The organism is Leclercia adecarboxylata (assembly GCF_006874705.1).
GTDB lineage: Bacteria > Pseudomonadota > Gammaproteobacteria > Enterobacterales > Enterobacteriaceae > Enterobacter > Enterobacter adecarboxylatus_C.
Genome location: NZ_CP035382.1, coordinates 3167481 through 3194324, shown reverse-complemented (window position 1 = coordinate 3194324; position 26844 = coordinate 3167481). Strand labels below are relative to the sequence as shown.

The 26844-nt window shown below is 57.1% G+C and carries 23 protein-coding genes; 4 read left to right on the top strand and 19 right to left on the bottom strand.

Annotated features, from left to right (window positions below; translation table 11 throughout):
• Positions 1-7: 7 nt before the first annotated feature.
• The 9 genes from cydA to sdhC form a co-directional block, all read right to left on the bottom strand.
• Positions 8-1609 carry a cytochrome ubiquinol oxidase subunit I gene (cydA, locus tag ES815_RS16150; protein ID WP_142488719.1) on the bottom strand — a complete coding sequence of 534 codons (1602 nt, stop codon included), beginning with the start codon at positions 1607-1609 and terminating at the stop codon, positions 8-10.
• Between the two features lie 815 nt (positions 1610-2424).
• Positions 2425-3294: a succinate--CoA ligase subunit alpha gene (sucD, locus tag ES815_RS16145; protein WP_032617085.1), complete on the bottom strand. Its 870-nt coding sequence runs from the start codon at positions 3292-3294 to the stop codon at positions 2425-2427.
• A complete protein-coding gene (gene sucC / locus ES815_RS16140) occupies positions 3294-4460 on the bottom strand; it encodes an ADP-forming succinate--CoA ligase subunit beta (protein ID WP_142488718.1) in 1167 nt (388 codons plus the stop codon). Before sucC ends, sucD begins: the two co-directional genes overlap by 1 nt.
• 87 nt (positions 4461-4547) lie before the next feature.
• Positions 4548-5768 carry a 2-oxoglutarate dehydrogenase complex dihydrolipoyllysine-residue succinyltransferase gene (odhB, locus tag ES815_RS16135; protein WP_142488717.1) on the bottom strand — a complete coding sequence of 407 codons (1221 nt, stop codon included), beginning with the start codon at positions 5766-5768 and terminating at the stop codon, positions 4548-4550.
• Positions 5769-5782: 14 nt separating this feature from the next.
• The gene (gene sucA, locus ES815_RS16130) at positions 5783-8590 is read right to left on the bottom strand and encodes a 2-oxoglutarate dehydrogenase E1 component (protein WP_142488716.1); all 2808 of its coding nucleotides are present in this window, start codon (positions 8588-8590) and stop codon (positions 5783-5785) included.
• 361 nt (positions 8591-8951) lie between these two features.
• On the bottom strand, positions 8952-9668 hold the full coding sequence (gene sdhB / locus ES815_RS16125; protein WP_103178719.1) for a succinate dehydrogenase iron-sulfur subunit SdhB: 717 nt from the start codon (positions 9666-9668) through the stop codon (positions 8952-8954).
• Between the two features lie 15 nt (positions 9669-9683).
• Positions 9684-11450: a succinate dehydrogenase flavoprotein subunit gene (gene sdhA, locus ES815_RS16120; RefSeq protein ID WP_142488715.1), complete on the bottom strand. Its 1767-nt coding sequence runs from the start codon at positions 11448-11450 to the stop codon at positions 9684-9686.
• Positions 11450-11797, bottom strand: coding sequence for a succinate dehydrogenase membrane anchor subunit (gene sdhD / locus ES815_RS16115; protein WP_142488714.1), 348 nt, complete (start codon positions 11795-11797; stop codon positions 11450-11452). The genes sdhA and sdhD overlap by 1 nt, the downstream gene beginning before the upstream one ends.
• Positions 11791-12195, bottom strand: coding sequence for a succinate dehydrogenase cytochrome b556 subunit (gene sdhC / locus ES815_RS16110; RefSeq protein WP_185902418.1), 405 nt, complete (start codon positions 12193-12195; stop codon positions 11791-11793). The genes sdhD and sdhC overlap by 7 nt, the downstream gene beginning before the upstream one ends.
• Positions 12196-12835: 640 nt before the next feature.
• Here sdhC and ES815_RS16105 point away from each other — a divergent pair.
• A complete protein-coding gene (locus ES815_RS16105) occupies positions 12836-14122 on the top strand; it encodes a citrate synthase (RefSeq protein ID WP_142488713.1) in 1287 nt (428 codons plus the stop codon).
• A gap of 81 nt (positions 14123-14203) precedes the next feature.
• On the opposite strand, the gene nei is transcribed toward ES815_RS16105, so the two are convergent.
• The 10 genes from nei to ES815_RS16055 all read right to left on the bottom strand — a co-directional run bounded on the left by nei (position 14204) and on the right by ES815_RS16055 (position 22694).
• On the bottom strand, positions 14204-14995 hold the full coding sequence (nei, locus tag ES815_RS16100; RefSeq protein WP_142488712.1) for an endonuclease VIII: 792 nt from the start codon (positions 14993-14995) through the stop codon (positions 14204-14206).
• 13 nt (positions 14996-15008) lie between these two features.
• Positions 15009-15653, bottom strand: coding sequence for a pyroglutamyl-peptidase I (pcp, locus tag ES815_RS16095; RefSeq protein WP_142488711.1), 645 nt, complete (start codon positions 15651-15653; stop codon positions 15009-15011).
• A 9-nt stretch (positions 15654-15662) separates the two neighbouring features.
• Positions 15663-16658, bottom strand: a complete 996-nt coding sequence (locus ES815_RS16090) for a DUF979 domain-containing protein (protein WP_142488710.1) — start codon at positions 16656-16658, stop codon at positions 15663-15665.
• A complete protein-coding gene (locus ES815_RS16085; protein ID WP_142488709.1) occupies positions 16655-17365 on the bottom strand; it encodes a DUF969 domain-containing protein in 711 nt (236 codons plus the stop codon). Before ES815_RS16085 ends, ES815_RS16090 begins: the two co-directional genes overlap by 4 nt.
• 40 nt (positions 17366-17405) lie before the next feature.
• A complete protein-coding gene (gene pxpA / locus ES815_RS16080) occupies positions 17406-18140 on the bottom strand; it encodes a 5-oxoprolinase subunit PxpA (RefSeq protein WP_142490074.1) in 735 nt (244 codons plus the stop codon).
• The gene (gene pxpC, locus ES815_RS16075; protein WP_142488708.1) at positions 18130-19062 is read right to left on the bottom strand and encodes a 5-oxoprolinase subunit PxpC; all 933 of its coding nucleotides are present in this window, start codon (positions 19060-19062) and stop codon (positions 18130-18132) included. The genes pxpA and pxpC overlap by 11 nt, the downstream gene beginning before the upstream one ends.
• Entirely contained in the window at positions 19056-19712 is a 657-nt protein-coding gene (gene pxpB, locus ES815_RS16070) for a 5-oxoprolinase subunit PxpB (RefSeq protein WP_142488707.1), read from the bottom strand. Before pxpB ends, pxpC begins: the two co-directional genes overlap by 7 nt.
• Before the next feature lie 14 nt (positions 19713-19726).
• Positions 19727-20470, bottom strand: coding sequence for a type 2 GTP cyclohydrolase I (locus ES815_RS16065; protein ID WP_142488706.1), 744 nt, complete (start codon positions 20468-20470; stop codon positions 19727-19729).
• A 10-nt stretch (positions 20471-20480) separates the two neighbouring features.
• Positions 20481-21893, bottom strand: a complete 1413-nt coding sequence (gene phrB / locus ES815_RS16060) for a deoxyribodipyrimidine photo-lyase (protein ID WP_142488705.1) — start codon at positions 21891-21893, stop codon at positions 20481-20483.
• 594 nt (positions 21894-22487) lie between these two features.
• The gene (locus ES815_RS16055; protein WP_142490073.1) at positions 22488-22694 is read right to left on the bottom strand and encodes a YbfA family protein; all 207 of its coding nucleotides are present in this window, start codon (positions 22692-22694) and stop codon (positions 22488-22490) included.
• A 308-nt stretch (positions 22695-23002) separates the two neighbouring features.
• On the opposite strand from ES815_RS16055, the gene kdpF reads away from it, so the two are divergent.
• The 3 genes from kdpF to kdpB are packed head-to-tail and all read left to right on the top strand — an operon-like array spanning position 23003 to position 26837.
• The gene (kdpF, locus tag ES815_RS16050; protein WP_071886481.1) at positions 23003-23092 is read left to right on the top strand and encodes a K(+)-transporting ATPase subunit F; all 90 of its coding nucleotides are present in this window, start codon (positions 23003-23005) and stop codon (positions 23090-23092) included.
• On the top strand, positions 23092-24771 hold the full coding sequence (gene kdpA, locus ES815_RS16045; protein ID WP_142488704.1) for a potassium-transporting ATPase subunit KdpA: 1680 nt from the start codon (positions 23092-23094) through the stop codon (positions 24769-24771). Before kdpF ends, kdpA begins: the two co-directional genes overlap by 1 nt.
• Before the next feature lie 17 nt (positions 24772-24788).
• Positions 24789-26837, top strand: coding sequence for a potassium-transporting ATPase subunit KdpB (gene kdpB, locus ES815_RS16040; protein WP_142488703.1), 2049 nt, complete (start codon positions 24789-24791; stop codon positions 26835-26837).
• The last annotated feature ends 7 nt before the right edge of the window (positions 26838-26844 follow it).

The following is a 26844-nucleotide window of genomic DNA, read 5'->3' as shown; positions in this document are numbered from 1 at the left end:
TCCTGTCTTACCGTGCCGGCTGAGTAGTCACGGTGGACTGCTCGTAGTGGGACTGAGAAGCAACGGTTGACTGCTCATAGTGGTAGCGACCGGTTTTCAGGCTGCTTGGGCCAAGGCGCGCAAACTTGAACATCAGGAACAGTTCAGCCACCAGGAACAGGGTATACAGACCACAAATCAGCAGCATGGAGAAAATCAGATCCCCGGCGGTCAGGGATGAGTTCGCTACCGCGGTTGGCAGCACCTCACCGATAGCCCACGGCTGACGGCCGTATTCCGCAACAAACCAGCCGGATTCGATGGCGATCCATGGCAGTGGCATGCCGTACAGCGCAGAACGCAGCAGCCATTTACGCTGACCGATACGGTTACGAATCACCGACCAGAAGGAGGCAGCAATGATCAACAGCATGATGATGCCGCAGCCCACCATGATACGGAACGCGAAGTACAGCGGCGCAACGCGTGGAATCGAGTCTTTGGTTGCCATCTGAATCTGCTCTTCCGTCGCGTCAGAGACGTTCGGGGTATAGCGTTTCAGCAGCAGGCCGTAACCGAGGTCTTTCTTCACGTTGTTGAACTGATCGCGAACGGACTGATCGGTAGAGCCGGAACGCAGCTGCTCCAGCAGGGAGTAAGCTTTCATCCCGTTACGGATACGCTCTTCATGCTGCACCAGCAGATCTTTCAGGCCGATAACCGGCGTATCCACAGAGCGGGTGGCAATGATGCCCAGCGCGTAAGGGATCTGAATAGCAAAGTGGTTTTCCTGTGCATCCTGATCGGGAATACCAAACAGGGTGAAAGCTGCCGGAGCCGGTTGGGTTTCCCACTCTGCTTCGATCGCCGCCAGTTTGGTTTTTTGCACGTCGCCCATCTCGTAACCGGATTCATCACCCAGCACGATAACGGAGAGGATAGCCGCCATACCGAAGCTCGCCGCGATGGCGAAGGAGCGCTTGGCAAAAGCGAAGTCACGACCACGCAGCATGTAGTAGGAGCTGATGCCCAGCACGAACATCGCGCCGCAGACATAGCCGGAAGCCACGGTGTGAACAAATTTCACCTGGGCAACCGGGTTCAGCACCAGCTCGGAGAAGCTGACCATCTCCATACGCATGGTTTCGAAGTTGAAATCAGATGCGATAGGGTTCTGCATCCAGCCGTTGGCTACCAGGATCCACAGCGCGGACAGGTTAGAGCCTAACGCCACCAGCCAGGTGACCGCCATATGCTGGACTTTGCCCAGACGGTCCCAACCGAAGAAGAACAGACCTACAAAGGTGGATTCGAGGAAGAAGGCCATCAGACCTTCAATGGCCAGCGGCGCACCGAAAATATCCCCGACATAGTGCGAGTAGTAAGACCAGTTAGTCCCGAACTGGAACTCCATGGTCAGACCGGTGGCCACGCCCAGCGCAAAGTTGATACCAAACAACTTGCCCCAGAACTTGGTCATATCTTTATAAATCTGTTTGCCGGAAAGGACGTAGACCGTCTCCATAATGGCCAGCAGGAACGCCATACCGAGCGTTAGTGGCACAAACAGGAAGTGGTACATCGCAGTCAAGGCAAACTGTAAGCGCGACAGTTCGACTATATCTAACATCATGACTCCTTGCTCATCGCATGAAGACTCCGGGAGTGGATCCCGTTAGAAAAGATCCACACACATGCCCCAATACAAAAAATTATCCGAATCCTTTCTTCGTTACTTAATCTTCACAGGAGGAAAAAGCCATGATGAAAGGTTACAGATACGTTAATAAAAACCCGAAATTGATCCCGCAAATATATTACGCTGCAAAACCCTTACAATAAACAGGTTTTTATTGAAAGCGCTTTACGTTTTACGACAGCGATCAATATATAGCGACTTTACCACTTTTCGACCAGATTGATCGGGAGCAATTTAACGCTTTTTGACGCCCTTTTCCAGGTATTAAATATTGATATAAATCAATATTGCGCAGACGTGTTAAGGGTGTTTCCATATGGTGAATTCAGTGAGCGCAATGTTAACGATATGTTTAAAGATGCTGGTAATAGTTATCAATGAAAGGAGGAAATATAAATAAAGGTGATTTAAATTAACGCGGCTACGGGTTCAAATTTTTATTGATGCCGAACTGTTAATGTTAGTCATTTCACAGTATTTTTTTATTGCGCTTATATCCGTGGTTTTTATTACAAATATTTTACTTTTAATAATCCATAAATTAACACTGCAATGTTAACGTTTTGTGTTTACCTGCCAAAAATAAGGATCTCATGCCGCCTGTTCGTTAATCTTTCAGCCGTCCTCCCCGCTTAAACCTCTTTAGCACCAGCCCGCAGCAAAAAAAAGGCCATCTTACGATGGCCAACCATGTCGAAACGGACATTTATTATGTCAAAGCTCCCCGCACGGGGAGCAGAGAGGATTTACTTAATGATGGACTTCAGCGCTTCACCGATGTCAGCCAGGCTGCGCACGGTTTTCACGCCTGCTGCTTCCAGCGCTGCGAATTTCTCGTCCGCAGTACCTTTGCCGCCCGCGATGATGGCGCCTGCGTGGCCCATACGCTTGCCTTTAGGCGCAGTCACGCCCGCGATGTAACCTACAACCGGCTTGGTGACGTGATCTTTGATATAAGCAGCCGCTTCTTCTTCCGCGCTGCCGCCAATTTCACCGATCATGACGATCGCTTCAGTCTGCGGGTCTTCCTGGAACAGCTTCAGGATGTCGATGAAGTTAGAGCCCGGGATTGGGTCGCCGCCGATGCCCACACAGGTGGACTGGCCGAAACCATAGTCGGTGGTCTGCTTAACCGCTTCATAGGTCAGGGTACCGGAACGGGAGACGATGCCCACTTTGCCCGGCTTGTGAATGTGGCCCGGCATGATGCCGATTTTACATTCACCTGGGGTGATCACGCCCGGGCAGTTTGGCCCGATCATGCGCACGCCAGCTTCGTCCAGCTTCACTTTCACGGTCAGCATATCCAGCGTCGGGATACCTTCGGTGATGGTGATGATCAGTTTGATGCCTGCGTCGATCGCTTCCAGAATGGAGTCTTTGCAGAACGGGGCCGGAACGTAGATCACGGTGGCGGTCGCGCCAGTCGCTTCTACTGCTTCACGTACGGTGTTGAACACCGGCAGGCCCAGGTGGGTAGTGCCGCCTTTACCTGGCGTTACGCCGCCAACCATCTGCGTACCGTAGGCAATCGCCTGCTCAGAGTGGAATGAACCCTGGCTACCGGTGAAGCCCTGGCAGATGACTTTGGTATCTTTATTAATTAAAACGGACATTATTTCCCCTCCACTGCGGCAACTACCTGCTGAGCGGCATCCGTCAGACTTTTCGCTGCAATAATATTCAGGCCGCTGTCAGCCAGTTTTTTCGCGCCGAGTTCAGCGTTGTTCCCTTCCAGACGCACAACAACCGGGACGTTCACGCCCACTTCTTCTACCGCACCGATGATACCGTCAGCGATCAGGTCGCAACGTACGATGCCGCCGAAGATGTTCACCAGAACCGCTTTCACGTTGTCGTCAGAGAGGATGATTTTGAAGGCTTCGGTCACGCGCTCTTTGGTCGCGCCGCCGCCCACGTCGAGGAAGTTTGCCGGCTCGCCGCCGTGCAGCTTAACGATGTCCATGGTGCCCATTGCCAGGCCCGCACCGTTAACCATGCAGCCGATGTTGCCATCAAGTGCCACGTAGTTCAGTTCCCACTGTGCAGCCTGCGCTTCACGTGGATCTTCCTGAGACTGGTCACGCATTTCGCGCAGATCGGCCTGGCGGAACAGCGCGTTGCCGTCAGCGCCCAGTTTGCCGTCGAGGCAGATCAGGTCGCCCTGCTTAGTGATCACCAGCGGGTTGATTTCGATCAGCGCCAGATCGCGCTCCAGGAAGATATTTGCCAGGCCCATGAAGATCTTGGTGAATTGCTGCACCAGTTTACCTTCCAGACCCAGTTTGAATGCCAGCTCGCGACCCTGGTAAGGCATTGGGCCTGCCAGCGGATCGATGGCTACTTTGTGGATCAGGTGCGGGGTCTCTTCCGCCACTTTTTCGATTTCCACGCCGCCTTCGGTAGAGGCCATAAACACCACGCGACGGGAGCTGCGGTCTACCACGGCGCCGAGGTACAGTTCTTTTGCAATGTCGGTCGCCGCTTCAACCAGAATCTGGTTAACCGGCTGGCCGCTCGCGTCTGTCTGATAGGTCACCAGACGTTTGCCCAGCCAGTGCTCAGCAAATGCGCGGATCTCTTCTTTACTGTTAACAACTTTCACACCGCCCGCTTTGCCGCGGCCGCCAGCGTGAACCTGACATTTCACTACCCAAGGACCGGCGCCGATTTTAGATGCGGCTTCTTCTGCTTCACGAGGGGTATTGCAGGCATAACCCACCGGAGCCGGCAAGCCATACCGGGCAAACAGCTGTTTTGCCTGATATTCATGTAAGTTCATGTGTTCTATCCATCCTTCAGGGTAATCGTTAGGTCATGCTTTTGTAGGCCCGGCAGGCAAAGCGCCGCCGGGCAGTACGGCTAAAAACTAAACGTCCAGCAGCAGACGGGTTGGATCTTCCAGCAGCTCTTTAATGGCGACCAGGAAGCCCACTGACTCGCGGCCGTCGATCAGGCGGTGATCGTAGGAGAGCGCCAGGTACATCATCGGCAGGATCTCGACTTTACCGTCAACCGCCATCGGACGATCTTTGATGGCGTGCATGCCCAGGATCGCACTCTGCGGTGGGTTGATGATCGGAGTAGACATCAGCGAGCCGAAAACGCCGCCGTTGGTAATGGTGAAGTTACCGCCGGTCAGATCGTCTACGGTCAGCTTGCCGTCACGGCCTTTCACTGCCAGTTCTTTGATGTTCTTTTCGATGTCAGCCATGCCCAGGGTGTCTACATCACGCAGAACCGGGGTCACCAGGCCGCGCGGGGTAGATACCGCCATGCTGACGTCGAAGTAGTTGTGATAAACCACATCATCGCCATCGATGGACGCGTTCACTTCCGGGTAGCGTTTCAGCGCTTCAACCACCGCCTTCACGTAGAAAGACATAAAGCCCAGACGGATACCGTGACGTTTTTCAAACGCATCACCGTACTGCTTACGCAGGTCCATGATTGGCTTCATGTTCACTTCGTTGAAGGTGGTCAGCATCGCGGTGGAGTTCTTCGCCTCCAGCAGACGTTCGGCCACGCGCTTACGCAGGCGGGTCATCGGCACGCGTTTTTCACTGCGAGCGCCCAGAGCAGGCTGTGCTGCTGGTGCGGCAGCCGGTGCTTTCGCTTCCGGTGCAGCTGGCGCTTTCGCCAGGTGTTTTTCCACATCTTCGCGGGTCAGACGACCGCCCACACCGGTGCCTTTAATGGCCGCAGCGTCGAGGTTGTGTTCAGCCAGCAGGCGACGGATCGCCGGGCTGAGCGCGTCGTTGCTTTGCTCTTCCAGAGAAGCCTGCTGGCGCTGGGCCGGCGTAGAGGCCTTCTCTTCAGATTTGGCGCTGGACTCTTTGCCCGCGCTGTTGCCTTCACGCAGGCGACCCAGGATCTGGCGAGAGGTCACGGTCGTGCCTTCATCTTCCAGGACTGCATCCAGAATGCCATCCGCCGATGCCGGTACTTCCAGTACCACTTTGTCAGTTTCGATTTCTACCAGCACTTCATCGCGCTTAACGCTATCGCCCGGTTTTTTGTGCCAGGTGGCGACGGTCGCATCTGCTACAGACTCAGGCAGGTCGGGAACAAGAATATCTACGCTACTCATTATGTATCCTTTAATTAATCGACGTTCAGCGCGTCATTGACCAGATCTTGTTGCTGCTTCTGGTGAACGGACATATACCCTACCGCCGGAGAGGCGGAGGCCGGGCGACCTGCGTAACGCAGGGCAGACCCAAATGGAATGACTTCACGGAAATGATGCTGGCTGCAGTACCATGCGCCCTGGTTGAGCGGCTCTTCCTGGCACCAGACAAAATCATGTACGTGAGCATATTGTTTCAGCACTTCCTGCATCGCCTGATGCGGGAATGGATAAAGCTGTTCGATACGCACGATGGCGACATCTTTCTGGTCGTTCTTACGGCGCTGTTCCAGCAGGTCGTAATAAACCTTACCAGAACACATCACCACACGTTTCACCGCCTGTGGATCCAGCTCGTCAATCTCGCCAATCGCCGGCAGGAAGGTGCCGTTCGCCAGCTCATCCAGCGTGGAAACCGCCAGCGGGTGACGCAGCAGCGATTTCGGTGACATGACGACCAGCGGACGACGCATCCCGCGCAGCGCCTGACGACGCAGCATGTGGTAAACCTGTGCCGGGGTAGACGGAACACAAACCTGCATGTTCTGCTCGGCGCAGAGTTGCAGATAACGCTCCAGACGCGCGGAGGAGTGCTCCGGACCCTGCCCTTCATAGCCGTGCGGCAGCAGCATCACCAGGCCACACATACGGCCCCACTTCTGCTCGCCGGAAGAGATGAACTGGTCGATAACCACCTGCGCACCGTTGGCGAAGTCACCGAACTGCGCTTCCCAGATGGTCAGGGTGCGTGGTTCTGCAGTGGCGTAACCGTATTCGAATGCCAGGACCGCTTCTTCAGACAGCACGGAGTCCCAGACCTTGAACTGGCCCTGACCGTTATGCACATGCTGCAGCGGGGTGTAAGTTGAACCGTTGGTCTGGTTATGGATCACCGCATGGCGGTGGAAGAAGGTGCCACGGCCCGCATCTTCACCGGACAGACGAACCGGAATGCCTTCGTCAACCAGGGTCGCATAGGCCAGGTTTTCTGCGCCACCCCAGTCGAACAGCTTCTCGCCTGCCGCCATTGACTGACGGTCAGAATAGATTTTCTGCACGCGGGACTGCATCTCGATCGCTTCTGGCACGGTGCTGATGCGTTTCGCCAGCTCCTGCAGACGCTTCATCTCGACCTTGTTCGGGTAGCTCTCATCCCACTCGTGGTTGAGGTACGGCGACCAGGTGAAGGAGTGCATGTTCATTGGACGCAGCTCTTTCACCACGCACTCGCCGGCATCCAGCGCATCGCGGTACAGATTAACCATCTCGGTGGCATCTTCCAGCGTGACCACTTTGTCCGCTTCCAGCTTGTCAGCATAGATTTTGCGCGGAGTCGGATGCTTTTTGATTTTCTGGTACATCAGCGGCTGGGTTGCACTTGGCTCGTCCGCTTCGTTGTGACCGTGACGACGGTAGCAGAACAGGTCGATCAGCACGTCACGCTTGAAGGTATTACGGAAGTCCAGCGCCAGACGGGTGACGAATGCCACGGCTTCTGGATCATCAGCGTTCACGTGGAAAATTGGCGCCTGGACCATCTTACCAATGTCGGTACAGTATGGCGTAGAACGCGCATCCAGCGGGTTAGAGGTGGTGAAGCCCACCTGGTTGTTGATCACGATGCGAACGGTACCGCCCACTTCGTAACCCCGCGCTTTGGACATGTTCAGGGTTTCCTGAACCACACCCTGACCGGTGATCGCCGCATCGCCGTGAATGGTGATTGGCAGCACTTTGTTGCTGCTCGGCTCGTCGAGACGATCCAGACGCGCACGCACGGAACCGATAACCACCGGGCTCACGATCTCGAGGTGTGACGGGTTAAACGCCAGGGCCATGTGGACCAGGCCGCCGTTGGTTTCGATATCCGATGAGAAGCCCATGTGGTACTTCACGTCACCGGTACCGAGGTGTTCTTTATGTTTGCCCGCGAATTCGTCGAACAGATCCTGCGGCTTTTTACCCAGCACGTTGATCAGTACGTTCAGACGACCACGGTGCGCCATGCCCAGTACCACTTCGCGGGTACCGCTGTTGCCCGCATGGCGGATCAGCTCTTTCAGCATTGGCACCAGCGCATCGCCGCCTTCCAGCGAGAAGCGTTTTGCCCCCGGGAATTTGGCACCGAGGTAGCGCTCCAGCCCTTCTGCTGCGGTCAGCTCGCTCAGGAAGCGTTTTTTCTCGTCAGCATTGAAGGTGGATTTACCGGCAACCGATTCGATGCGCTGCTGGATCCAGCGTTTCTCTTCAGTTGAGGTGATATGCATATATTCCGCACCGATAGAGCCGCAGTAGGTCTGCTTCAGCGCAGTCAGCAGCTCGCCCAGCTTCATCGTGTCTTTGCCGATGGCGAAAGAACCCACGTTGAAGGTTTCCTGGAAATCAGCTTCGGTCAGATCGTGATAAGCCGGATCGAGATCCGCCACGCGCTCCTGCTGCCACAGCCCCAGCGGATCCAGATTCGCATGCTGGTGGCCACGGAAACGGTAGGCGTTAATCAGCTGCAGGACTTTAACCTGTTTCGCATTGGTGTCAGGGTCGGAGATGGCGGAAGAGTAACGTGAGGCATCCTTCGCCAGACGACGGAAATAATCACGTGTTTTGGAATGAAATTGATCCGGTTTGACTCCTGTTCCAGGTAACTGCTGGAACATCGAACGCCAGTTAGCGTCCACTGAGTCAGGGTCGGTTAAGAAGTCTTCATAGAGCTGTTCAATCCAGCTTTGGTTTGCACCAGAGAGGAATGAAGAGTCCAGCCAGGCTTTCATTGCGCCGTTCTGCATCGTGATCCCTTAAGCATTTTTATGCTTACTTTCGCCGTAGAAACTACCACGCACACCACGTGTACGTGCCGGGGTTCACCTGCGAGCTCTTTTACTTTGGCCCGCGAAGGAACCTTTAGAAACTGTCTAAATAATCTTCTTCGTTCCGGCTGCGACTGCGTTACGGCTTTCACTCATCCCAGTCACATAGTTCACTATGCTCCGGGATTCGTTCAACCGCGCCTTGTCTCGCGCTGAACGTCTCGATTATTTACTTATCTGGCAGTTTTTAAAGGTTTCTGCATTTTGCCCGGTGGCGCCACGCTGACCGGGCCTACTGTGACGTAGGCCGGATAAGCGCAGCGCCATCCGGCGTTGTTACTTACGCACTGCGCTGCAACAACATCGACTTAATGTGGCCGATAGCGCGCGTCGGGTTCAGCCCCTTAGGACATACACTGACGCAGTTCATGATGCTGTGGCAGCGGAATACGCTGAAAGCATCACTCAGCCCTTCCAGGCGGTTGTCGGTTTCGGTATCGCGGCTGTCAATCAGGAAGCGGTACGCTGCCAGCAGGCCAGCCGGGCCGATAAACTTGTCCGGGTTCCACCAGAACGACGGGCAAGAGGTCGAACAACATGCACAGAGAATACACTCATACAGGCCATCGAGTTTTTCACGCTGCTCTGGCGACTGTAAATGCTCGCGAGCGGGTGGATTTTGCCCATTATTCAACAAGTAAGGCTTAATCTTCTCATATTGTGCATAGAATTGCCCCATGTCCACCACCAAATCGCGAACGACCGGCAAACCAGGCAGAGGACGGATCACAATTTTCTGTCCCGGACGGTTGAGCGCAGAGATCGGCGTGATACAGGCCAGACCGTTTTTGCCGTTCATGTTCAGGCCGTCGGAGCCACATACCCCTTCACGGCAGGAGCGACGGAATGACAGTGTCGGATCTTTTTCTTTCAGCTGCATTAAGGCATCAAGCAGCATCATGTCCCGGCCTTCTTCCGCTTCCAGGGTGTAATCCTGCATACGCGGAGCGTCATCAACATCCGGGTTATAACGATAAACTGAGAATTCGAGTTTCATTGTCCTGTCTCCGCATTAATAAGTACGAATCTTCGGCGGGAACGCCGGACGCAGTTTCGGTTCCATATTGACGCTACGACGTGTCATGGATTCCGACTCTGGCAGATACAGGGAATGGCACAGCCAGTTTTCGTCGTCACGATCCGGGAAGTCGAAGCGGCTATGCGCGCCACGGCTTTCGGTACGGAAGTTTGCAGAGACCGCGGTTGCGTAAGCGGTTTCCATCAGGTTATCCAGCTCCAGACACTCGACGCGCTGGGTGTTGAACTCGCTGGAAGTATCGTCCAGACGGGCATTTTTCAGACGCTCGCGGATCGCTTTCAGCTGCTCAAGCCCTTTCGCCATCGCATCGCCTTCGCGGAAGACCGAGAAGTTGTGCTGCATGCACTCCTGCAGCGCTTTACGGATTTCCACCGGATCTTCGCCGTTGCGGTTACCGTTCCAGCGGTTGAGACGTTCCAGAGAGGCGTCGATATTGGCTTCGGTCGCATCACGCAGCGGCCCCTGCTCGGCAATGGACTCCTGCAGATGCAGACCCACCGCACGACCAAACACCACCAGGTCGAGCAGGGAGTTACCGCCCAGACGGTTGGCGCCGTGTACGGATACGCAGGCAATTTCGCCTACCGCGAACAGGCCCGGGATCACCACGTCTTCGCCCTGCTCGTTCACGGTCAGCGCCTGGCCGGTCACTTTGGTCGGAATACCGCCCATCATGTAGTGGCAGGTTGGGATAACCGGGATTGGCTCTTTGACTGGATCGACGTGAGCAAAGGTACGGGACAGCTCAAGGATGCCCGGCAGGCGGGATTCCAGAACGTCTTTACCCAGATGGTCAAGCTTCAGCTTCGCGTGCGGGCCCCATGGACCATCGCAGCCACGACCTTCACGGATTTCGATCATGATGGAACGCGCCACCACGTCACGACCCGCCAGGTCTTTTGCATTCGGGGCATAACGCTCCATGAAGCGTTCGCCGTGTTTGTTCAGCAGATAGCCACCTTCACCACGGCAGCCTTCTGTCACCAGCACGCCCGCACCGGCGATACCGGTTGGGTGGAACTGCCACATCTCCATATCCTGCACCGGCACGCCAGCGCGGATCGCCATACCGACGCCGTCACCGGTGTTGATATGGGCGTTAGTGGTGGACTGGTAGATACGGCCTGCGCCGCCGGTCGCCAGCACGGTCGCGCGGGCTTTGAAGTAAACCACTTCACCGGTTTCGATGCACAGGGCGGTACAACCCACCACGGCGCCATCTTCGTTTTTCACCAGATCCAGCGCATACCACTCGGAGAAGATGGTGGTTTTGTTCTTGAGGTTCTGCTGATACAGGGTATGCAGCAGGGCGTGACCGGTACGGTCGGCCGCTGCCGCGGTACGTGCCGCCTGCTCGCCGCCAAAGTCTTTCGACTGGCCGCCAAACGGACGTTGATAGATGGTGCCGTTCTCCAGGCGGGAGAATGGCAGACCCATATGGTCCAGCTCCAGAATCGCTTCCGGGCCGGTTTTACACATATATTCAATGGCGTCCTGGTCACCGATATAGTCGGAGCCTTTCACCGTGTCGTACATATGCCATTCCCAGTTATCATCATGGGTATTACCGAGCGCAACGGTGATGCCACCCTGCGCAGATACGGTATGGGAACGGGTCGGGAAGACTTTAGAGAGCAGCGCACAGCTCTGGCCGCTCTGGGAAATTTGCAGCGCCGCGCGCATACCTGCGCCACCGGCACCAATCACTACAGCATCAAATTCTCTGACTGGCAGTTTCATTACACACCCCACACCACAACGAATCCATAAATAACGTAAACCGCAAGAGCAACTACGATAGCCAGCTGCAGAACGAGACGAATCGCGACGGGTTTAACGTAATCGGTCAGTACCTGCCACATGCCAATCCACGCGTGGATCAGGATGGAGGCCAGCGCCAGCAGGGTGAAGACTTTGGTGAACGCCGAACCGAAGAAACCGGTCCAGATTTCCCACGTCAGGTCGCCGCTGGTGGCAAAGAAACCGATCATGTAGATGATGTAGAGGGTGAGAACGATAGCGGTAGCACGGACCAGAATGAAGTCATGTACGCCGTTGCGTCCCAATGCGGAGGCGTTGCTTACCATACGAGAACTCCTGCGAGAAGTGAAAGCACGACAGTGATGACAAATGAAATGTTAGCAGTACGTTTGCCGGCTTCGAAGGTCTCTTCCAGATAGCCGAAGTCCATCAGCATATGGCGGACACCGCCAACAACGTGATAGGCCAGCGCGGTCAGGATGCCCCACATGATAAATTTCACGAAGAAACCGTTCATGATGTCGGAGGCCTGCTGGAATCCTTCCGGAGACGAGAGGCTGGTACCCAGTAACCATAACAGGATACCCACCGCGACAAACGTGATCACACCGGATACACGATGAAGGATGGACGCTATTGCCGTTACGGGGAATCGGATCGTTTTGAGATCCAGATTGACAGGTCTTTGTTTTTTCACATTTCTTATCATGAATAACGCCCACATGCTGTTCTTATAGTTTCCTTCCTCCGGACTGCGATGCGGGTCAGACAGCGTGCCTTTTATATAACTGTGCGTCATGCAAAACATTGCTTCCAGATGCTCAAATGACACGTTACAACGCTGGTTGGCTCGGGATTGCAGGGTTTTCCGGAGACCTGGCGGCAGTATAGGCCGTTCACAAAATCATTACAATTAACCTACATACAGTTTGTCTGGTTTTATGCGGAACAGTGATCAGGGTCACGATAACAACATCTTTTTAATTTTTAATCATCTGATTTGACAAATGTTAAACATTATTGTTACAAACATCACCAGAAAAGGCATATAATGCGCAAAAGTTATGAGGTCTCTCTTTCACCTGAGAATAAGTTATGTAACAGTGTGATGGTATTGACCGAAGTTATCAGGACAGTTATTAGTGGTATACAGGTTTGAATAATTCGGACTGCACAAACACTGATTTGCTGTTATTTCTCTGATTTTTCATTTGTTTACCTGCTAGCGCCATTGCTCTGTACCCTGGTTTCTCCTCGTGAGCTGAGCGGCGAGCCAAATAACAAACTGGTAACAATGATAAATCAGCTGAATGCAAATCCGGTTATGGGCAGTCTTAAGCAATAAGGCGCTAAGGAGACCGTAAATGGCTGATACTAAGGCAAAACTCACCCTGGGTGGTGACGATGCTATTGAACTGGATGTGCTAAAAGGCACGCTCGGTCAGGATGTTATTGATATCCGTACGTTGGGTTCAAAAGGTGTATTCACCTTCGACCCTGGTTTCACCTCCACCGCATCTTGCGAGTCCAAAATCACCTACATCGACGGTGACGAAGGCATCCTGCTGCACCGCGGTTTCCCCATCGATCAATTAGCCACTGAATCCAACTATCTGGAAGTGTGCTACATCCTGCTGAACGGCGAAAAGCCGACCCAGGAACAGTACGATGAGTTCAAAACCACCGTTACCCGCCACACCATGATTCATGAGCAGATCACCCGTCTGTTCCATGCGTTCCGTCGTGATTCGCATCCGATGGCGGTAATGTGCGGGATCACCGGGGCGCTGGCCGCGTTTTACCATGACTCCCTTGACGTGAATAACCAGCGTCATCGCGATATCGCCGCATTCCGTCTGCTGTCCAAAATGCCTACCATGGCCGCGATGTGTTACAAATACTCCATCGGACAGCCGTTTGTTTATCCACGCAACGACCTCTCCTACGCCGGTAACTTCCTGCGTATGATGTTCGCCACGCCGTGCGAAGAGTACGAAGTGAACCCGGTTCTGGAACGCGCTATGGATCGTATTCTGATCCTGCACGCTGACCACGAGCAGAACGCCTCCACCTCTACCGTGCGTACCGCAGGCTCCTCCGGTGCCAACCCGTTCGCCTGTATCGCAGCAGGTATTGCCTCCCTGTGGGGGCCGGCACACGGCGGCGCGAACGAAGCCGCACTGAAGATGCTGGAAGAGATCAGCTCCGTTGAGCACATTCCTGAATTCGTACGCCGTGCGAAAGACAAGAATGACTCCTTCCGTCTGATGGGCTTCGGTCACCGTGTTTACAAAAACTACGATCCGCGCGCAACCGTCATGCGTGAAACCTGCCATGAAGTACTGAAAGAGCTGGGCACCAAAGATGACCTGCTGCAGGTGGCGATGGAGCTGGAGCACATCGCGCTGAACGACCCGTACTTCATCGAGAAGAAGCTCTACCCGAATGTCGACTTCTACTCCGGTATCATCCTGAAAGCGATGGGCATTCCGTCTTCCATGTTTACCGTAATCTTCGCGATGGCGCGTACCGTGGGCTGGATTGCACACTGGAACGAAATGCACACCGAGGGAATGAAAATTGCGCGTCCACGTCAGCTGTATACCGGCTACGAGCAGCGTAACTTCGAAAGCGACATCACCACACGCTAAAAGAAACGCCCGGCGGCGCTACGCTTGCCGGGCCTACAAAAGCGACGTAGGCCGGGTAAGCGTTAGCGCCACCCGGCTTTTTTATGTCTGACAATGTGGGCACCAGTAAAACGGTCGGGAAGAAAGCGAGGTTTTCTCAATCACCCCACCGCACCGCTCACACTTTTTCCCGGCCCGATGAAACACCTTAAACCGGAACAACGCCCCGTGATGCTTCTTGTCATTCACCACCCCACGGGTGTTGTACGACAGACGCGGGATAGCCAGCAGCGCGTGCGCCAGCGCATCAAGCTGTTGTTCGGTCAGCTGTGATGCCTTGTGTTGTGGCGCCAGCCCCACCTGCCACAGAATTTCGACCCGCAGATAGTTGCCTAAACCGGCCAGAAACGACTGGTCCAGCAGCAGCCCTGAAAACTGGCGATTGCGGAATTTTGCTGACAGCAACCGCGCTTTCACATCTTCTGCCGTCAGGCGTAAATCCAGCACATCCGGCCCCACCCGTTGCAGGAAGGGATGGGTGGTAAGCTGCTCCGCCGTCAGCATCTCAATATCTGAGGCGCTGTAGAGCAAAATGGTTTTATCTGCGGTCTGTAATTTAACGCGCAGCACCCGCGTGGTCTGCGGCTCCTGACCGGTCTCGACCACCCGCCAGACGCCGTACAGCTGGTTATGGCTGTAGAGCGTCAGCTGGTTGGAGAAGTGCGTAAGCAGCGCTTTGCCGCGCGTCTCCAGATGGGTGACCTTCTCCCCGATAAGCCGGGACTCAAAGGATTTTAACTGAGGGAAAGCAAACCACACGTCGGTGAGCGGTTTGCCTTTTATCGCCGCCTCCAGGCTATCCGCCGCGCGGCGGATCTCCGGTCCTTCTGGCATTGTGACTCCTTATTTAGTGCGTGGCACCGCCAACCACTTTGATGTCGTGCTCCTGACGCAGCGCCACCGCAATGGCAATCTCGAGCCCTTTCTTGAGGGTGTGCGTGGCCATGCTCGGCGCGCCAGGATGCGCCGCCGCCTGCTCAGGCAGGTAAGGGATATGGATAAACCCGCCTTTCACCTCCGGTCGATCGGCCAGCTTGTGCAGCACGCCATACATCACGTGGTTACAGACGAATGTGCCAGCCGTCTGCGAAACCGAAGCAGGAATACCGGCTTCGCGCAGGGCCTCCACCATCGCTTTGATCGGCAGCGTGCTGAACCAGGCCGCCGGGCCGTCCGGCACAATAGCGACGTCCACCGGCTGTTGCCCGCGGTTATCCGGGATGCGGGCGTCATCGACGTTAATCGCTACCCGCTCAACGGTCACATCCACGCGGCCCCCGGCCTGCCCTATCGCCAGCACGACGGAGGGCTGAAGCGCGTCAATGGCCGCATTCAGCACCTCTAACGACTCGCCGAACACGCAGGGCAGCTGCCGCGCCACCACGCGGCAGTTGTCAATAATCATCCCATCAAGCTGCTTCACCACTTCCCAGGATGGGTTAAGGGTTTCGCCGCCAAAGGGCTCAAATCCCGTGATTAATACGGTTTGCATCATTTCTCCTTACAGGAACATCAGGAAGTAGAGCAGGAATACGTTGGCGATCAGCAGCAGCACCCCGGTGGGCACCTGCGCTTTGATGACCGCATTTTTATCGGGGAGCTCCAGCAGCGCGGCGGGCACGATGTTGAAGTTGGCCGCCATCGGCGTCATCAGGGTACCGCAGTAGCCGGAGAACATGCCAATCGCCGCCATTACCGCCGGGTTGCCGCCGTGTTGCAGCACCAGGATCGGAATGCCGATCCCCGCGGTGACAATCGGGAAGGCGGCAAAGGCGTTGCCCATCACCATGGTCAGTAGCGCCATGCCCACAGCATAGACCACCACCGCGATAAACCGGCTATCGACCGCCAGATACGTCTGGGTGAGGTATGAGATCCCCTCCCCGACCCCGGCGGCAGTAAACAGCAGGCCAAGGGTGGCGAGGATCTGCGGCAGAATAAAGGCCCAGCCGATGGAGTCGAGCAGACGGCGCGCCTCCTGCAGGGGCTGATGCACTTTTTCATGGGTCATTTTGATCGCCATCGCCAGACCAATCAGCGAGCCGACCGTCATCGAGAACAGCGTTACCAGCGTCGCGTGGTTGCCCGGGCCGAACAGCGTCTCCTGCAGGCCCGGAATATGGTTAAACATCAGCACGCCCACTACCGTCACCACCGGAATGGCCAGCGCCGGTAAGAACAGGCGATTGCCCAGGCGCTTCGCGCTGGTCTCGCGCTCTTCGGTCGTGCGCTGGTGATAGCTGCCCAGCCGTACGCCGCCAAAACCGGCGATCAGCGCCAGCCCGACTACCGCTAAGCCTACCGCGATATGGACGGTGCGCTTGTCACCCACCAGCTCGTAGGTCCAGTTGCCCAGCAGGAATAAAAGGCCGTAAATGCCCCAGAACAGGCCGGTAGTGATGCGCCGCGGGTTGGCTTTATCGCGAAACGACATCAGCGCCACGATCAGCAGGATCAGGCCCGCCAGCCAGTAGAGATAACTTTGCTGGAAATTCATTTCATCTCTCCCTGCATTTTGGCCAGCTCACGCTCCAGATGCTTATCCAGGCGGTACAGGCGGGCAGAATGGATCGCAAAGGCGCAGAGCGCGGTTGGGATCCCCCACAGGGCAATATGCAGCGGTTCGGTCTGGATCCCGCCGGATTCAAGCATGAAGTTATGCATAAAGATGATGGCGCCAAAGGCGACAAAGATATCTTCGCCAAAGAACAGCCCGACGTTATCGGTGGCCGCCGACATCGCCCGCAGGCGATAGCGCACCGCCCCCGGCAGTTCGCCATATTTCTTCTCTGCCGCCCCTTCTGCCATCGGTGCCAGCAGCGGGCGCACCATCTGCGGATGACCGCCGAGGCTGGTCAGCCCCATTGCTGACGAGGCCTCGCGGACAAACAGGTAGACGATCAGCAGGCGACCGGCGGTGGCGCTGTGGATCTTCGCGATCCACGCCTGGGCCCGCTCTTTCAGGCCGTGGCGCTCCAGCAGGCCGATAACCGCCAGCGGGATCAGCAGGATAAAGGGCAGGTTGCGGGTATTCAGGAACCCTTCTCCCAGTTTTTCCAGAATGGTGGCGATCGGCATATGCGCCGCAATGCCGGTGACGATCCCGGCGGCAATGACCACCAGCACCGGGTTAAAGCGTAATAGAAACCCGACCACAATCACCGCGATACCGATGAGTGGCCAGAGGGATAGCGTCTCTGCCATGTTAATGTTCCTTTGGTTGTGTTGTGTTTACGGCCGTGCGTTACGCACTGATTTTTATATTATTTGCTTCAAATTCTGTCCGCAGTCGACGGGCAAAGGCCAGCGCGTGTTCTCCGTCACCGTGGATGCACACCGTCTGCGCGTGCACGGTTGCCCATTCACCGGTCATACTCTTCACCCGTCCGTGCTGGATCATCTCCAGCGTTTGCGCCAGGGACCGCTCTTCATCGGTGATCATGGCCCCGGCCTGGGTACGCGGCACCAGGCTGCCGTCAGCCTGATATCCCCGATCGGCAAAAACCTCTTCCCGGGTAATCAGACCATGGCGGGTCCCGGCGCGGATCAGCTCGCTCCCCGCCAGCCCCACCAGGATCAAATCCGGGTCGATAGTAAAGATTGCCCGGGCAATGGCATCGGCGAGCTCGCGATCTTTTGCCGCCTGGTTATAGAGCATGCCGTGGGGCTTCACATGGCGCAGCAGCCCCCCTTCGGCGCGGACGATCGCCGCCAGGGCACCAATCTGGTACAGCATTTGCGCGTAGACCGTCTCCGGCGGCAGTGTCATGGCCGTACGGCCAAAATTTTCCCGGTCCGGGAAGCTGGGGTGCGCCCCAATGGCGACCCCATTTTTCAGCGCCTCACGCACGCAGGCCAGCATGGTCTGGGCATCTCCGGCGTGAAAACCGCAGGCGATGTTGGCTGAGGATACCAGCTGCAACAGCGCGGCATCGCTGCCGCAGCCTTCGCCTAAATCTGCATTTAAATCAACCGCGATCATGCAACCTCCACGCCAGTTGTTCGATGTATTGCTTCTGGATGCGTCGCGCGTCGAGCGCTTCTTCCAGCGTACAGGGGACAAAGTGGATCGGCTGTCCGAGGGGGGCCTGTGCCAGGTGGTACATGTCGGCCTCGATGATGCAGGCGATCCGCGGATAGCCCCCGGTGGTCTGGGCATCGTTCATCAGCACGATCGGCTGTCCGTTGTGCGGCACCTGGATTACGCCCGGCAGCAGACCGTGCGACAGCATTTCACGCTCGGTAGTGCGCACCAGCTTCTGCCCCTGCAGGCGATAGCCCATGCGGTTACTTTGCGGGCTGAGCTGCCACGGCAGACGCCAGAGCGCATCCTGCGAGGCCTTATCAAACTCGTGATACTCCGGCCCCGGCAAGGCGCGCACGCGGTTATCCCACAGCAGCTGCTTAACGCCCTGCGCTTCAAGGAAATCGCGCCCGCCAGGCCGAACGGCCAGTCGATCGCCATCTTTCAGCAGCCGCCCTTCGTGGCCGCCGAGCCCCACCTTCAGGTCGGTACTAAGAGAGTTCATCACCGACGGCACGTCGATGCCGCCCGCAATCGCCAGATAGCTACGCATCCCGCGCCGGGGGCGATTAAGGGTGAGCTGTTGCCCGGCCTTCACCGGCAGACGCCAGCCGGTCCAGACCGCCGCGCCGTCGAGCCGGGCGTCACAGCCCGCCCCGGTCAGGGCAAACCAGCCATCCTGTTCAAATTCGACGGTACACTGCCCAAGAGTGATCTCCAGCGCAGCATCGTCCGGATCGTTGCCCACCAGGATATTGCCAATCTGCAGGGCCGGTTTATCCAGCGCGCCACAGTAGCTGATCCCCGACTGGCGAAAACCGATACGCCCGCCGTCCTGCACCGAGGTGTAGAGCCCTGCGCGAACTATTTTTAGCATACCCCCTCCTTCTGCGGGATAAACCGCACGGTATCGCCCGGTCGCAGCAGCACCGGCTCGTCACGATGTGGATCGAACAGCGGCAACGGGGTGTGTCCGATCAGCTGCCAGCCGCCAGGGGTGGCTATCGGGTAAATGCCGGTTTGCGCACCGCCAATCCCCACCGAGCCCGCCGGCACCTGCAGCCGGGGTTCATCCCGGCGCGGGGTCGCCAGCTGCTCGGGCAAGCCGCCCAGATAAGGAAAGCCCGGCTGAAAACCTAAGAACCAGACCACATAGTCGATGGATGAGTGAAGCTCCACGACCTGTTTCTCGGTCAGCCCGGCGTGTCGGGCCACCTCGCCAAGATCGGGGCCCGCAGCGGTGCCATACACCACCGGGATTTCGATATAGCGGGACTCAGGCTCCAGCGCCTCGCTCTCTTCCCACCAGCGCTGCAGACGCTCAATCGCATCCAGCGCCAGCGAGTGGGGATTGCGCAGCACCACGGTGATGTTATTCATCCCCGGAATGGCTTCCACCACCTCGGGAATTTCACCCAGTCGCTGGGTTAAACGCCAGATCCGCTTTTGCGTCGCCAGGGTGACCGGCGGCTCGAGCTCCAGTACGACGGCGGTTTCGCCTAACAGATAACAACGTGCTCGCTGCACTTATACACCTCTCATCAGGCTGGATTAGGGATATCCACAAAGGTGACATCCAGGTCAGTGGTTTCCGTCAGCCATTCGCTGAGGGCGCGAATGCCGCCGCGTTCCGTGGCATGGTGTCCTGCCGCATAAAAATGCAGCCCCTGCTCCCGGGCAGAGTGAATGGTCTGCTCCGACACTTCGCCGGTAATAAAGGCATCGACGCCAAAACGCGCCGCGCTGTCGATAAAGCTCTGCCCGCCCCCGGTACACCAGGCAACGCGCTGTACCTGGTCCGGCCCGGTATCGCCGCTCCACAGCGGACGACGTCCCAGACGGGCTTCAATCCACGACGCCAGCTCCAGGCCCGGTACCGGCATGGAGAGCTCGCCCCAGGGCACCAGAGGCTCGATTTCACCCATGATGTTAATGCCGAGCAGCGCCGCCAACTGGGCGTTGTTTCCCAGCTCCGGGTGGGCATCCAGCGGTAGATGCCAGCCGTAGAGGTTGATGTCGTTTTCCAGCAGCGTTTTCAGACGATTGCGCTTCATGCCGCGGATCACCGGGGATTCGCCTTTCCAGAAATAGCCGTGGTGGACAATCACCGCATCGGCTTGCTGGCGTACCGCTTCGTCGATCAGCGCCTGGCTTGCGGTGACGCCGGTGACAATCTTCTGCACCTGCTCACGCCCTTCCACCTGCAGGCCATTCGGCGCATAGTCGCTGAAGCTGCTGCTGTTCAGTTTGTCGTTAATCAGTTTTTCCAGTTCACTGTTTTTCATTATTGCTCCCTTACGCTTTACGGGCGGCTTCATACGCTGCCAGCGTGGCTATGCGTGCCTGTTTATGGTCGACAACCGGGCGCGGATAATCGAGGGCGATCCCCTGCTTATCCGCCCAGGTCCAGGGGTCATGGATGGCCTTGTCCGGCACAGTGGCCAGCTCCGGCAGCCAGCGGCGGATAAACACGCCGTCGTTATCAAACTTCTGCCCCTGGGTTGTCGGATTAAAAATACGGAAATAGGGCGCGGCATCGGTTCCGGTTGACGCCGCCCACTGCCAGCCGCCGTTATTGGCGGCCAGGTCGCCATCGATAAGCTGAGAAATAAAGTAACGTTCCCCGGCTCGCCAGTCGATAAGCAGGTCTTTCACCAGAAAGCTGGCGGTGATCATCCGCAGGCGGTTGTGCATCCAGCCGGTTTCATTCAGCTGGCGCATGGCGGCATCGACGATCGGATAGCCGGTCTGTCCATATTGCCAAGCCTCTAGCTGGGCATCTTCAGACTGCCACTTCACGTTATCAGTCCAACGGATGAATGGCCGATATTTACATAAATCAGGGTGATACGTCATCAGATGACGATAAAACTCTCGCCAGATCAGCTCGTTTAGCCATACTGCACCCGGACCGCCCTCCAGCGCCTGAGGTTGTTCCGCCAGCAATCGGTGCAGGCACTGACGGGGGGAAAGTACCCCCAGCGCCAGGCAGGCGGAGAGACGGCTGGTGCCTTCGATGGCCGGGAAATCACGCTGCGTTTCGTAATCTCCTGCCCCCTGCTGACAGAACGTCCGCAGCCGGGCAATCGCTTCTTTCTCGCTCGCCGGGAACAGGTCAGCATCGAACGCCTGCTGCGGGTAGTCGAAATCCAGTGCTACCGCATTGACCTTCTCCCCCTCGCGCACGGCAGGCGCCGCCGCACAATCGGGTAGCCCCTCTTTCAGACGCCGCAGCCAGGCGTTTTTAAAGGGCGTAAACACTTTGTACATCTCGTGATTGCCGGTCATGACGCTGCCAGGAGGAAGGATGACGCTGTCATCAAAGCCCTGACAGGTCACGTCCTCCAGCGCGCGCTCCAGCTGACGATCGCGCTGCTGCTCGTTCAGTTCGTACTGGTAGTTATAAAAGAGTTGGGTGACGTCATGCTCGGCGCAGAGCTGCGCCACTTTCTCAGCCTGCGCCGAAAAATCAGCGACCTGGGCATACAGCAGCGGAATGCCTTTATCGGCCAGCTGCTGCTGCAAGCCATTGAGATGGGCGTGAAGAAACGCGGCCTGGCGCGGCGCCATGGCATGCTGGTGCCACTGTTGCGGCGTAGCGATGAAAAGCGCCAGCACGCGGGCATGTTTGTTGCGGCAGGCGGCAGCAAGCGCCAGGTTGTCGTGGATGCGCAGATCGGCGCGAAACCAGACCAGATGGGTGGCCATAACACTCCAGTATTATCGTCTGTAACATCTACAAGTCACCGAGGATACTTTGCTTTAACAAGTGTAGCCATACTGGAATAAAAAAGGCCGCCCTGATGGCGGCCTTAACGCTACTTGTCCTGCGCGAGCGCGGTAAGCACAACAAGCATGGTTGGCTCGTCACTTCTCACCACGAATACGCTGGCGACAATGAACGCGATACACAGATAACGTTTCATTATGCGGTCCCTGCAAACTCACCGCTCTACCGTTCACCACCGGTGATAATCCGGCAGACACAAGTTCTGGTAGTACTTGTTTTACGGTTGTGATGACGCCTTTCCCGGGACCGGTGCCCATGTGCGAGATGGCGGAAAGGGACGACACATCATAGTCAACATCCTGTGTCATCGGCAGACCGCAACTGGCCTTTCAGAATTCATTTAGACACTGCACATTTCGCCTGAAGGACGTTCAGGCTAAGATAGCTTTCTCTGGTAGTGCTTGTTTAACACCTCCCGACGGACCGCGAATCCCGAGGGATAAAAAAACCGCCACATTGCTGTGGCGGTTTTTTTTATTGCTGCAGGTGCTGTGTGTAGTCTTTCTTAAAATTTAATAAAAATCACAAGTGGCTTTTTCAGCCTGATCCATCCACACCGGTTTATCGCTGGTTTTAGCCCAGACGCGATGCAGATAGCTATAAAAACGAGCGCGTTCTTTCCAGAAAAGCATCACAGGTAACGCCAGAACACCCGCTATCACAGCGAAAGTGCGGCGAATAAAAACGATATGTGCCGGATACGCTTTGTAAAATTCCATCATTTTCTCCCCTTTCTCTGGCCGGAAACCCTCTCCGGAAAGTTAAAACTGGTTATCTGAGGAAAATAGTAACGCTTTGGCTGTAATTTTACTACTCATCCGACCACTTTTTTGCCCTTCTGAAGCGAACTTTACACTTCAAGCCGTAATTAAGTTACAGAAAAGTTAAATTTTTACTAACCATTAGTTAAATTAGGGTCTTAGCCCTCTTTATATTTTTTTTACATCTCCCTCTCTGATTTTTGCGAAATCTTTGCGACCGAAATTTTACCCTTTGCACCATTACTAACGTCACCCGGAGGTGAATTGTGAGTGCAGGTGTAATTGCGGGCATCGTGCTGGTGTTCCTGTTACTGGGGTATTTGATTTATGCCCTGTTGAACGCGGAGGCATTCTGATGGCCGCACAAGGATTTCTACTTATCGCCAGCTTTCTGCTGGTGCTGTTGGGGCTCGCCCGACCGCTGGGGATGTGGCTGGCGCGGATGATTAACGGCCTGCCGCTGCCCGGGGTGCAATCCCTTGACGCAGGACTACTGCGAATGCTCAGGATCGGCACCGCAGAAATGGGCTGGCGTCACTACCTGGGCGCGATCCTGCTGTTGAATGGGGTGGGTCTGGTCGCGCTGTTCGCCATGCTGATGCTGCAGGGTTATCTGCCGCTCAACCCGCAGCAGCTTCCGGGCCTCTCCTGGCATCTGGCGCTGAACACCGCCGTCAGCTTCGTCAGCAATACCAACTGGCAATCCTATGCCGGGGAGACCACCCTGAGCTATTTCAGCCAGATGGCGGGCCTGACGGTACAAAACTTCCTTTCGGCGGCCAGCGGCATCGCGGTCATCTTCGCCCTCACCCGCGCCTTTGCCCGCCAGAGTGTCAATACCCTGGGCAACGCCTGGGTCGATCTGACCCGCATCACCCTGTGGGTATTGCTGCCGCTGGCGCTGGTTATCGCGTTGCTGTTTATCCAGCAGGGCGTGTTGCAAAACCTGCTGCCCTATCAGCCCTTCACCTCGCTGGAGGGGGCCAGACAGCTGCTGCCGATGGGACCGGTGGCCTCCCAGGAAGCGATCAAAATGCTCGGTACCAACGGGGGCGGCTTCTTTAATGCGAACTCTGCTCATCCGTTTGAGAACCCGACCGCGCTGACGAACGCCGTGCAGATGCTGGCGATCTTCCTGATCCCCGCCGCATTGTGCTTTGCCTTTGGCGAGGCGGTCAGCGATCGCCGTCAGGGGCATGCGATCCTCTGGACCATGTCCATCATCTTTGCGATCTGCGCCGCGCTGGTAATGTGGGCGGAGTGGCAGGGCAACAGCCACTTCATGCTGCTGGGGGCGGACAGCAACAGCAATATGGAGGGCAAAGAGAGCCGCTTTGGCATTCTCGCCAGCAGCCTGTACGCCGTCGTCACCACCGCCGCCTCCTGCGGGGCGGTCAACGCCATGCACGACTCCTTTACCGCGCTGGGCGGGATGATCCCGCTGTGGCTGATGCAGATTGGTGAAGTGGTGTTTGGCGGGGTCGGTTCTGGCCTGTACGGCATGCTGCTGTTTGTGCTGCTGGCGGTGTTTATCGCCGGGCTGATGATTGGCCGTACCCCGGAATATCTGGGCAAGAAAATCGACGTGCGTGAGATGAAGCTGACCGCGCTGGCGATCCTCGTCACTCCGGCGCTGGTGCTGCTCGGTACCGCGCTGGCGCTGATGACCGACGCCGGGCGCAGCGGCATCTTCAACCCCGGGATCCACGGGTTTAGCGAGGTGCTGTACGCTGTTTCCTCGGCGGCCAACAACAACGGCAGCGCCTTTGCGGGCCTGAGCGCCAACTCGCCGTTCTGGAACTGCCTGCTGGCGTTCTGCATGTTAATCGGACGCTTTGGCGTGATTGTGCCGGTCATGGCCATCGCCGGATCGCTGGTGAGCAAGACCCGCCAGCCCGCTTCTGGCGGCACGCTACCCACCCACGGTGCGCTGTTCGTCGGCCTGCTGATCGGTACCGTCCTGCTGGTGGGCGCCCTCACCTTTATCCCCGCCCTCGCCTTAGGCCCGGTCGCGGAACATCTCTCTTTACGCTGATTTGCGGAGTATTGGTCATGAGTCGTAAGCAACTGGCCCTGCTCGAACCCTCTCTGGTTCGTCAGGCGCTGATGGATGCGGTAAAAAAAATCGACCCGCGCGTGCAGTGGCGCAATCCGGTAATGTTTATCGTCTGGCTGGGCAGCCTGCTGACTACCTTGCTGGCCCTTGCCATGGCGGGCGGATGGCTGGCAGGAAGCGCCACCTTTACCGCGGCGATCGGCCTGTGGCTGTGGTTCACCGTGCTGTTTGCCAACGTCGCGGAGGCACTGGCGGAAGGCCGCAGCAAAGCGCAGGCCAACAGCCTCAAAGGGGTGCAGAAGACGGCGTTCGCCCGCAAGCTGCGCGAAGCGAAATACGGTGCCGATACCGACAGGGTTCCGGCGGACACGCTGCGCAAGGGCGACATCGTGCTGGTGGAGGCCGGAGATATTATCCCCTGCGACGGGGAAGTTATCGAAGGGGGCGCCTCGGTGGATGAGAGCGCCATTACCGGGGAATCCGCGCCGGTGATCCGTGAGTCCGGCGGCGATTTCGCCTCGGTCACCGGCGGGACGCGCATTCTCTCCGACTGGCTGGTGATCCAGTGCAGCGTCAACCCTGGTGAGACCTTCCTCGACCGGATGATCGCCATGGTGGAAGGTGCCCAGCGGCGAAAAACCCCGAATGAAATTGCCCTGACCATTCTGCTGGTGGCGCTGACTATCGTCTTCCTGCTGGCGACAGCCACCCTGTGGCCCTTCTCATCGTATGGCGGTACGGCGGTAAGCGTCACCGTGCTGGTTGCCCTGCTGGTCTGCCTGATCCCAACCACTATCGGCGGCCTGCTGTCGGCTATCGGCGTGGCGGGTATGAGCCGGATGCTGGCGGCCAACGTCATCGCCACCAGCGGCCGGGCGGTGGAGGCGGCTGGCGACGTCGACGTGCTGCTGCTGGATAAAACCGGCACCATCACCCTCGGCAATCGTCAGGCCTCCGGGTTCCTGCCCGCCCCGGGCGTGGACGAAAAAACGCTGGCCGATGCGGCCCAGCTGGCCTCGCTGGCGGATGAAACTCCGGAAGGCCGCAGCATCGTGATCCTCGCCAAGCAGCGCTTTAACCTGCGCCAGCGCGACGTCCAGAGCCTGCATGCCACTTTTGTGCCCTTTACGGCGCAGACGCGGATGAGCGGGATTAACTTCCAGGAGCGGATGATTCGTAAGGGCTCGGTGGATGCCATTCGCCGTCACATTACCGCCAACAACGGCCACTTCCCGCCGCAGGTTGATACCCTGGTGGAGAACGTCGCCCGTCAGGGGGCCACCCCGCTGGTGGTGGCGGAAGGCGCTACCGTGCTGGGGGTGATCGCCCTGAAGGACATCGTTAAAGGCGGCATCAAGGAGCGTTTTGCCCAGCTGCGCAAAATGGGCATCAAAACGGTGATGATCACCGGGGATAACCGCCTGACCGCCGCAGCCATTGCAGCGGAAGCCGGCGTGGATGATTTCCTCTCCGAGGCGACGCCGGAGGCCAAACTGGCGCTGATCCGCCAGTATCAGGCCGAAGGACGGCTGGTGGCGATGACCGGGGACGGCACCAACGACGCTCCGGCCCTCGCTCAGGCGGATGTGGCGGTGGCGATGAACTCCGGCACCCAGGCGGCAAAAGAGGCGGGAAACATGGTCGACCTCGACTCCAACCCGACCAAGCTGATTGAGGTGGTGCATATCGGCAAACAGATGCTGATGACCCGGGGCTCGCTTACCACCTTCAGTATCGCCAACGACGTGGCGAAATATTTTGCCATTATTCCGGCGGCGTTTGCGGCGACTTATCCGCAGCTGAACGCCCTGAACGTAATGCACCTGCACTCCCCCGCTTCGGCCATCCTCAGTGCGGTGATCTTCAACGCGCTGATCATTGTCTTTCTGATCCCGCTGGCGCTGAAAGGGGTGAGCTACAAACCGCTCACCGCCGCCGCCATGCTGCGTCGCAATCTGTGGATCTACGGTCTGGGTGGGCTGGTGGTGCCCTTTATCGGCATTAAAGCCATCGATCTGGTACTCACCCTGTTCGGGCTGGTTTAAGAGGAAA

Coding starts and splice junctions, on each gene's coding strand:
- cydA (WP_142488719.1), bottom strand. CDS start 1,609: ATGTTAGATATAGTCGAACTGTCGCGCTTACAGTTTGCCTTGACTGCG.
- sucD (WP_032617085.1), bottom strand. CDS start 3,294: ATGTCCGTTTTAATTAATAAAGATACCAAAGTCATCTGCCAGGGCTTC.
- sucC (WP_142488718.1), bottom strand. CDS start 4,460: ATGAACTTACATGAATATCAGGCAAAACAGCTGTTTGCCCGGTATGGC.
- odhB (WP_142488717.1), bottom strand. CDS start 5,768: ATGAGTAGCGTAGATATTCTTGTTCCCGACCTGCCTGAGTCTGTAGCA.
- sucA (WP_142488716.1), bottom strand. CDS start 8,590: ATGCAGAACGGCGCAATGAAAGCCTGGCTGGACTCTTCATTCCTCTCT.
- sdhB (WP_103178719.1), bottom strand. CDS start 9,668: ATGAAACTCGAATTCTCAGTTTATCGTTATAACCCGGATGTTGATGAC.
- sdhA (WP_142488715.1), bottom strand. CDS start 11,450: ATGAAACTGCCAGTCAGAGAATTTGATGCTGTAGTGATTGGTGCCGGT.
- sdhD (WP_142488714.1), bottom strand. CDS start 11,797: ATGGTAAGCAACGCCTCCGCATTGGGACGCAACGGCGTACATGACTTC.
- sdhC (WP_185902418.1), bottom strand. CDS start 12,195: ATGTGGGCGTTATTCATGATAAGAAATGTGAAAAAACAAAGACCTGTC.
- ES815_RS16105 (WP_142488713.1), top strand. CDS start 12,836: ATGGCTGATACTAAGGCAAAACTCACCCTGGGTGGTGACGATGCTATT.
- nei (WP_142488712.1), bottom strand. CDS start 14,995: ATGCCAGAAGGACCGGAGATCCGCCGCGCGGCGGATAGCCTGGAGGCG.
- pcp (WP_142488711.1), bottom strand. CDS start 15,653: ATGCAAACCGTATTAATCACGGGATTTGAGCCCTTTGGCGGCGAAACC.
- ES815_RS16090 (WP_142488710.1), bottom strand. CDS start 16,658: ATGAATTTCCAGCAAAGTTATCTCTACTGGCTGGCGGGCCTGATCCTG.
- ES815_RS16085 (WP_142488709.1), bottom strand. CDS start 17,365: ATGGCAGAGACGCTATCCCTCTGGCCACTCATCGGTATCGCGGTGATT.
- pxpC (WP_142488708.1), bottom strand. CDS start 19,062: ATGCTAAAAATAGTTCGCGCAGGGCTCTACACCTCGGTGCAGGACGGC.
- ES815_RS16065 (WP_142488706.1), bottom strand. CDS start 20,470: ATGAAAAACAGTGAACTGGAAAAACTGATTAACGACAAACTGAACAGC.
- phrB (WP_142488705.1), bottom strand. CDS start 21,893: ATGGCCACCCATCTGGTCTGGTTTCGCGCCGATCTGCGCATCCACGAC.
- ES815_RS16055 (WP_142490073.1), bottom strand. CDS start 22,694: ATGGAATTTTACAAAGCGTATCCGGCACATATCGTTTTTATTCGCCGC.
- kdpA (WP_142488704.1), top strand. CDS start 23,092: ATGGCCGCACAAGGATTTCTACTTATCGCCAGCTTTCTGCTGGTGCTG.
- kdpB (WP_142488703.1), top strand. CDS start 24,789: ATGAGTCGTAAGCAACTGGCCCTGCTCGAACCCTCTCTGGTTCGTCAG.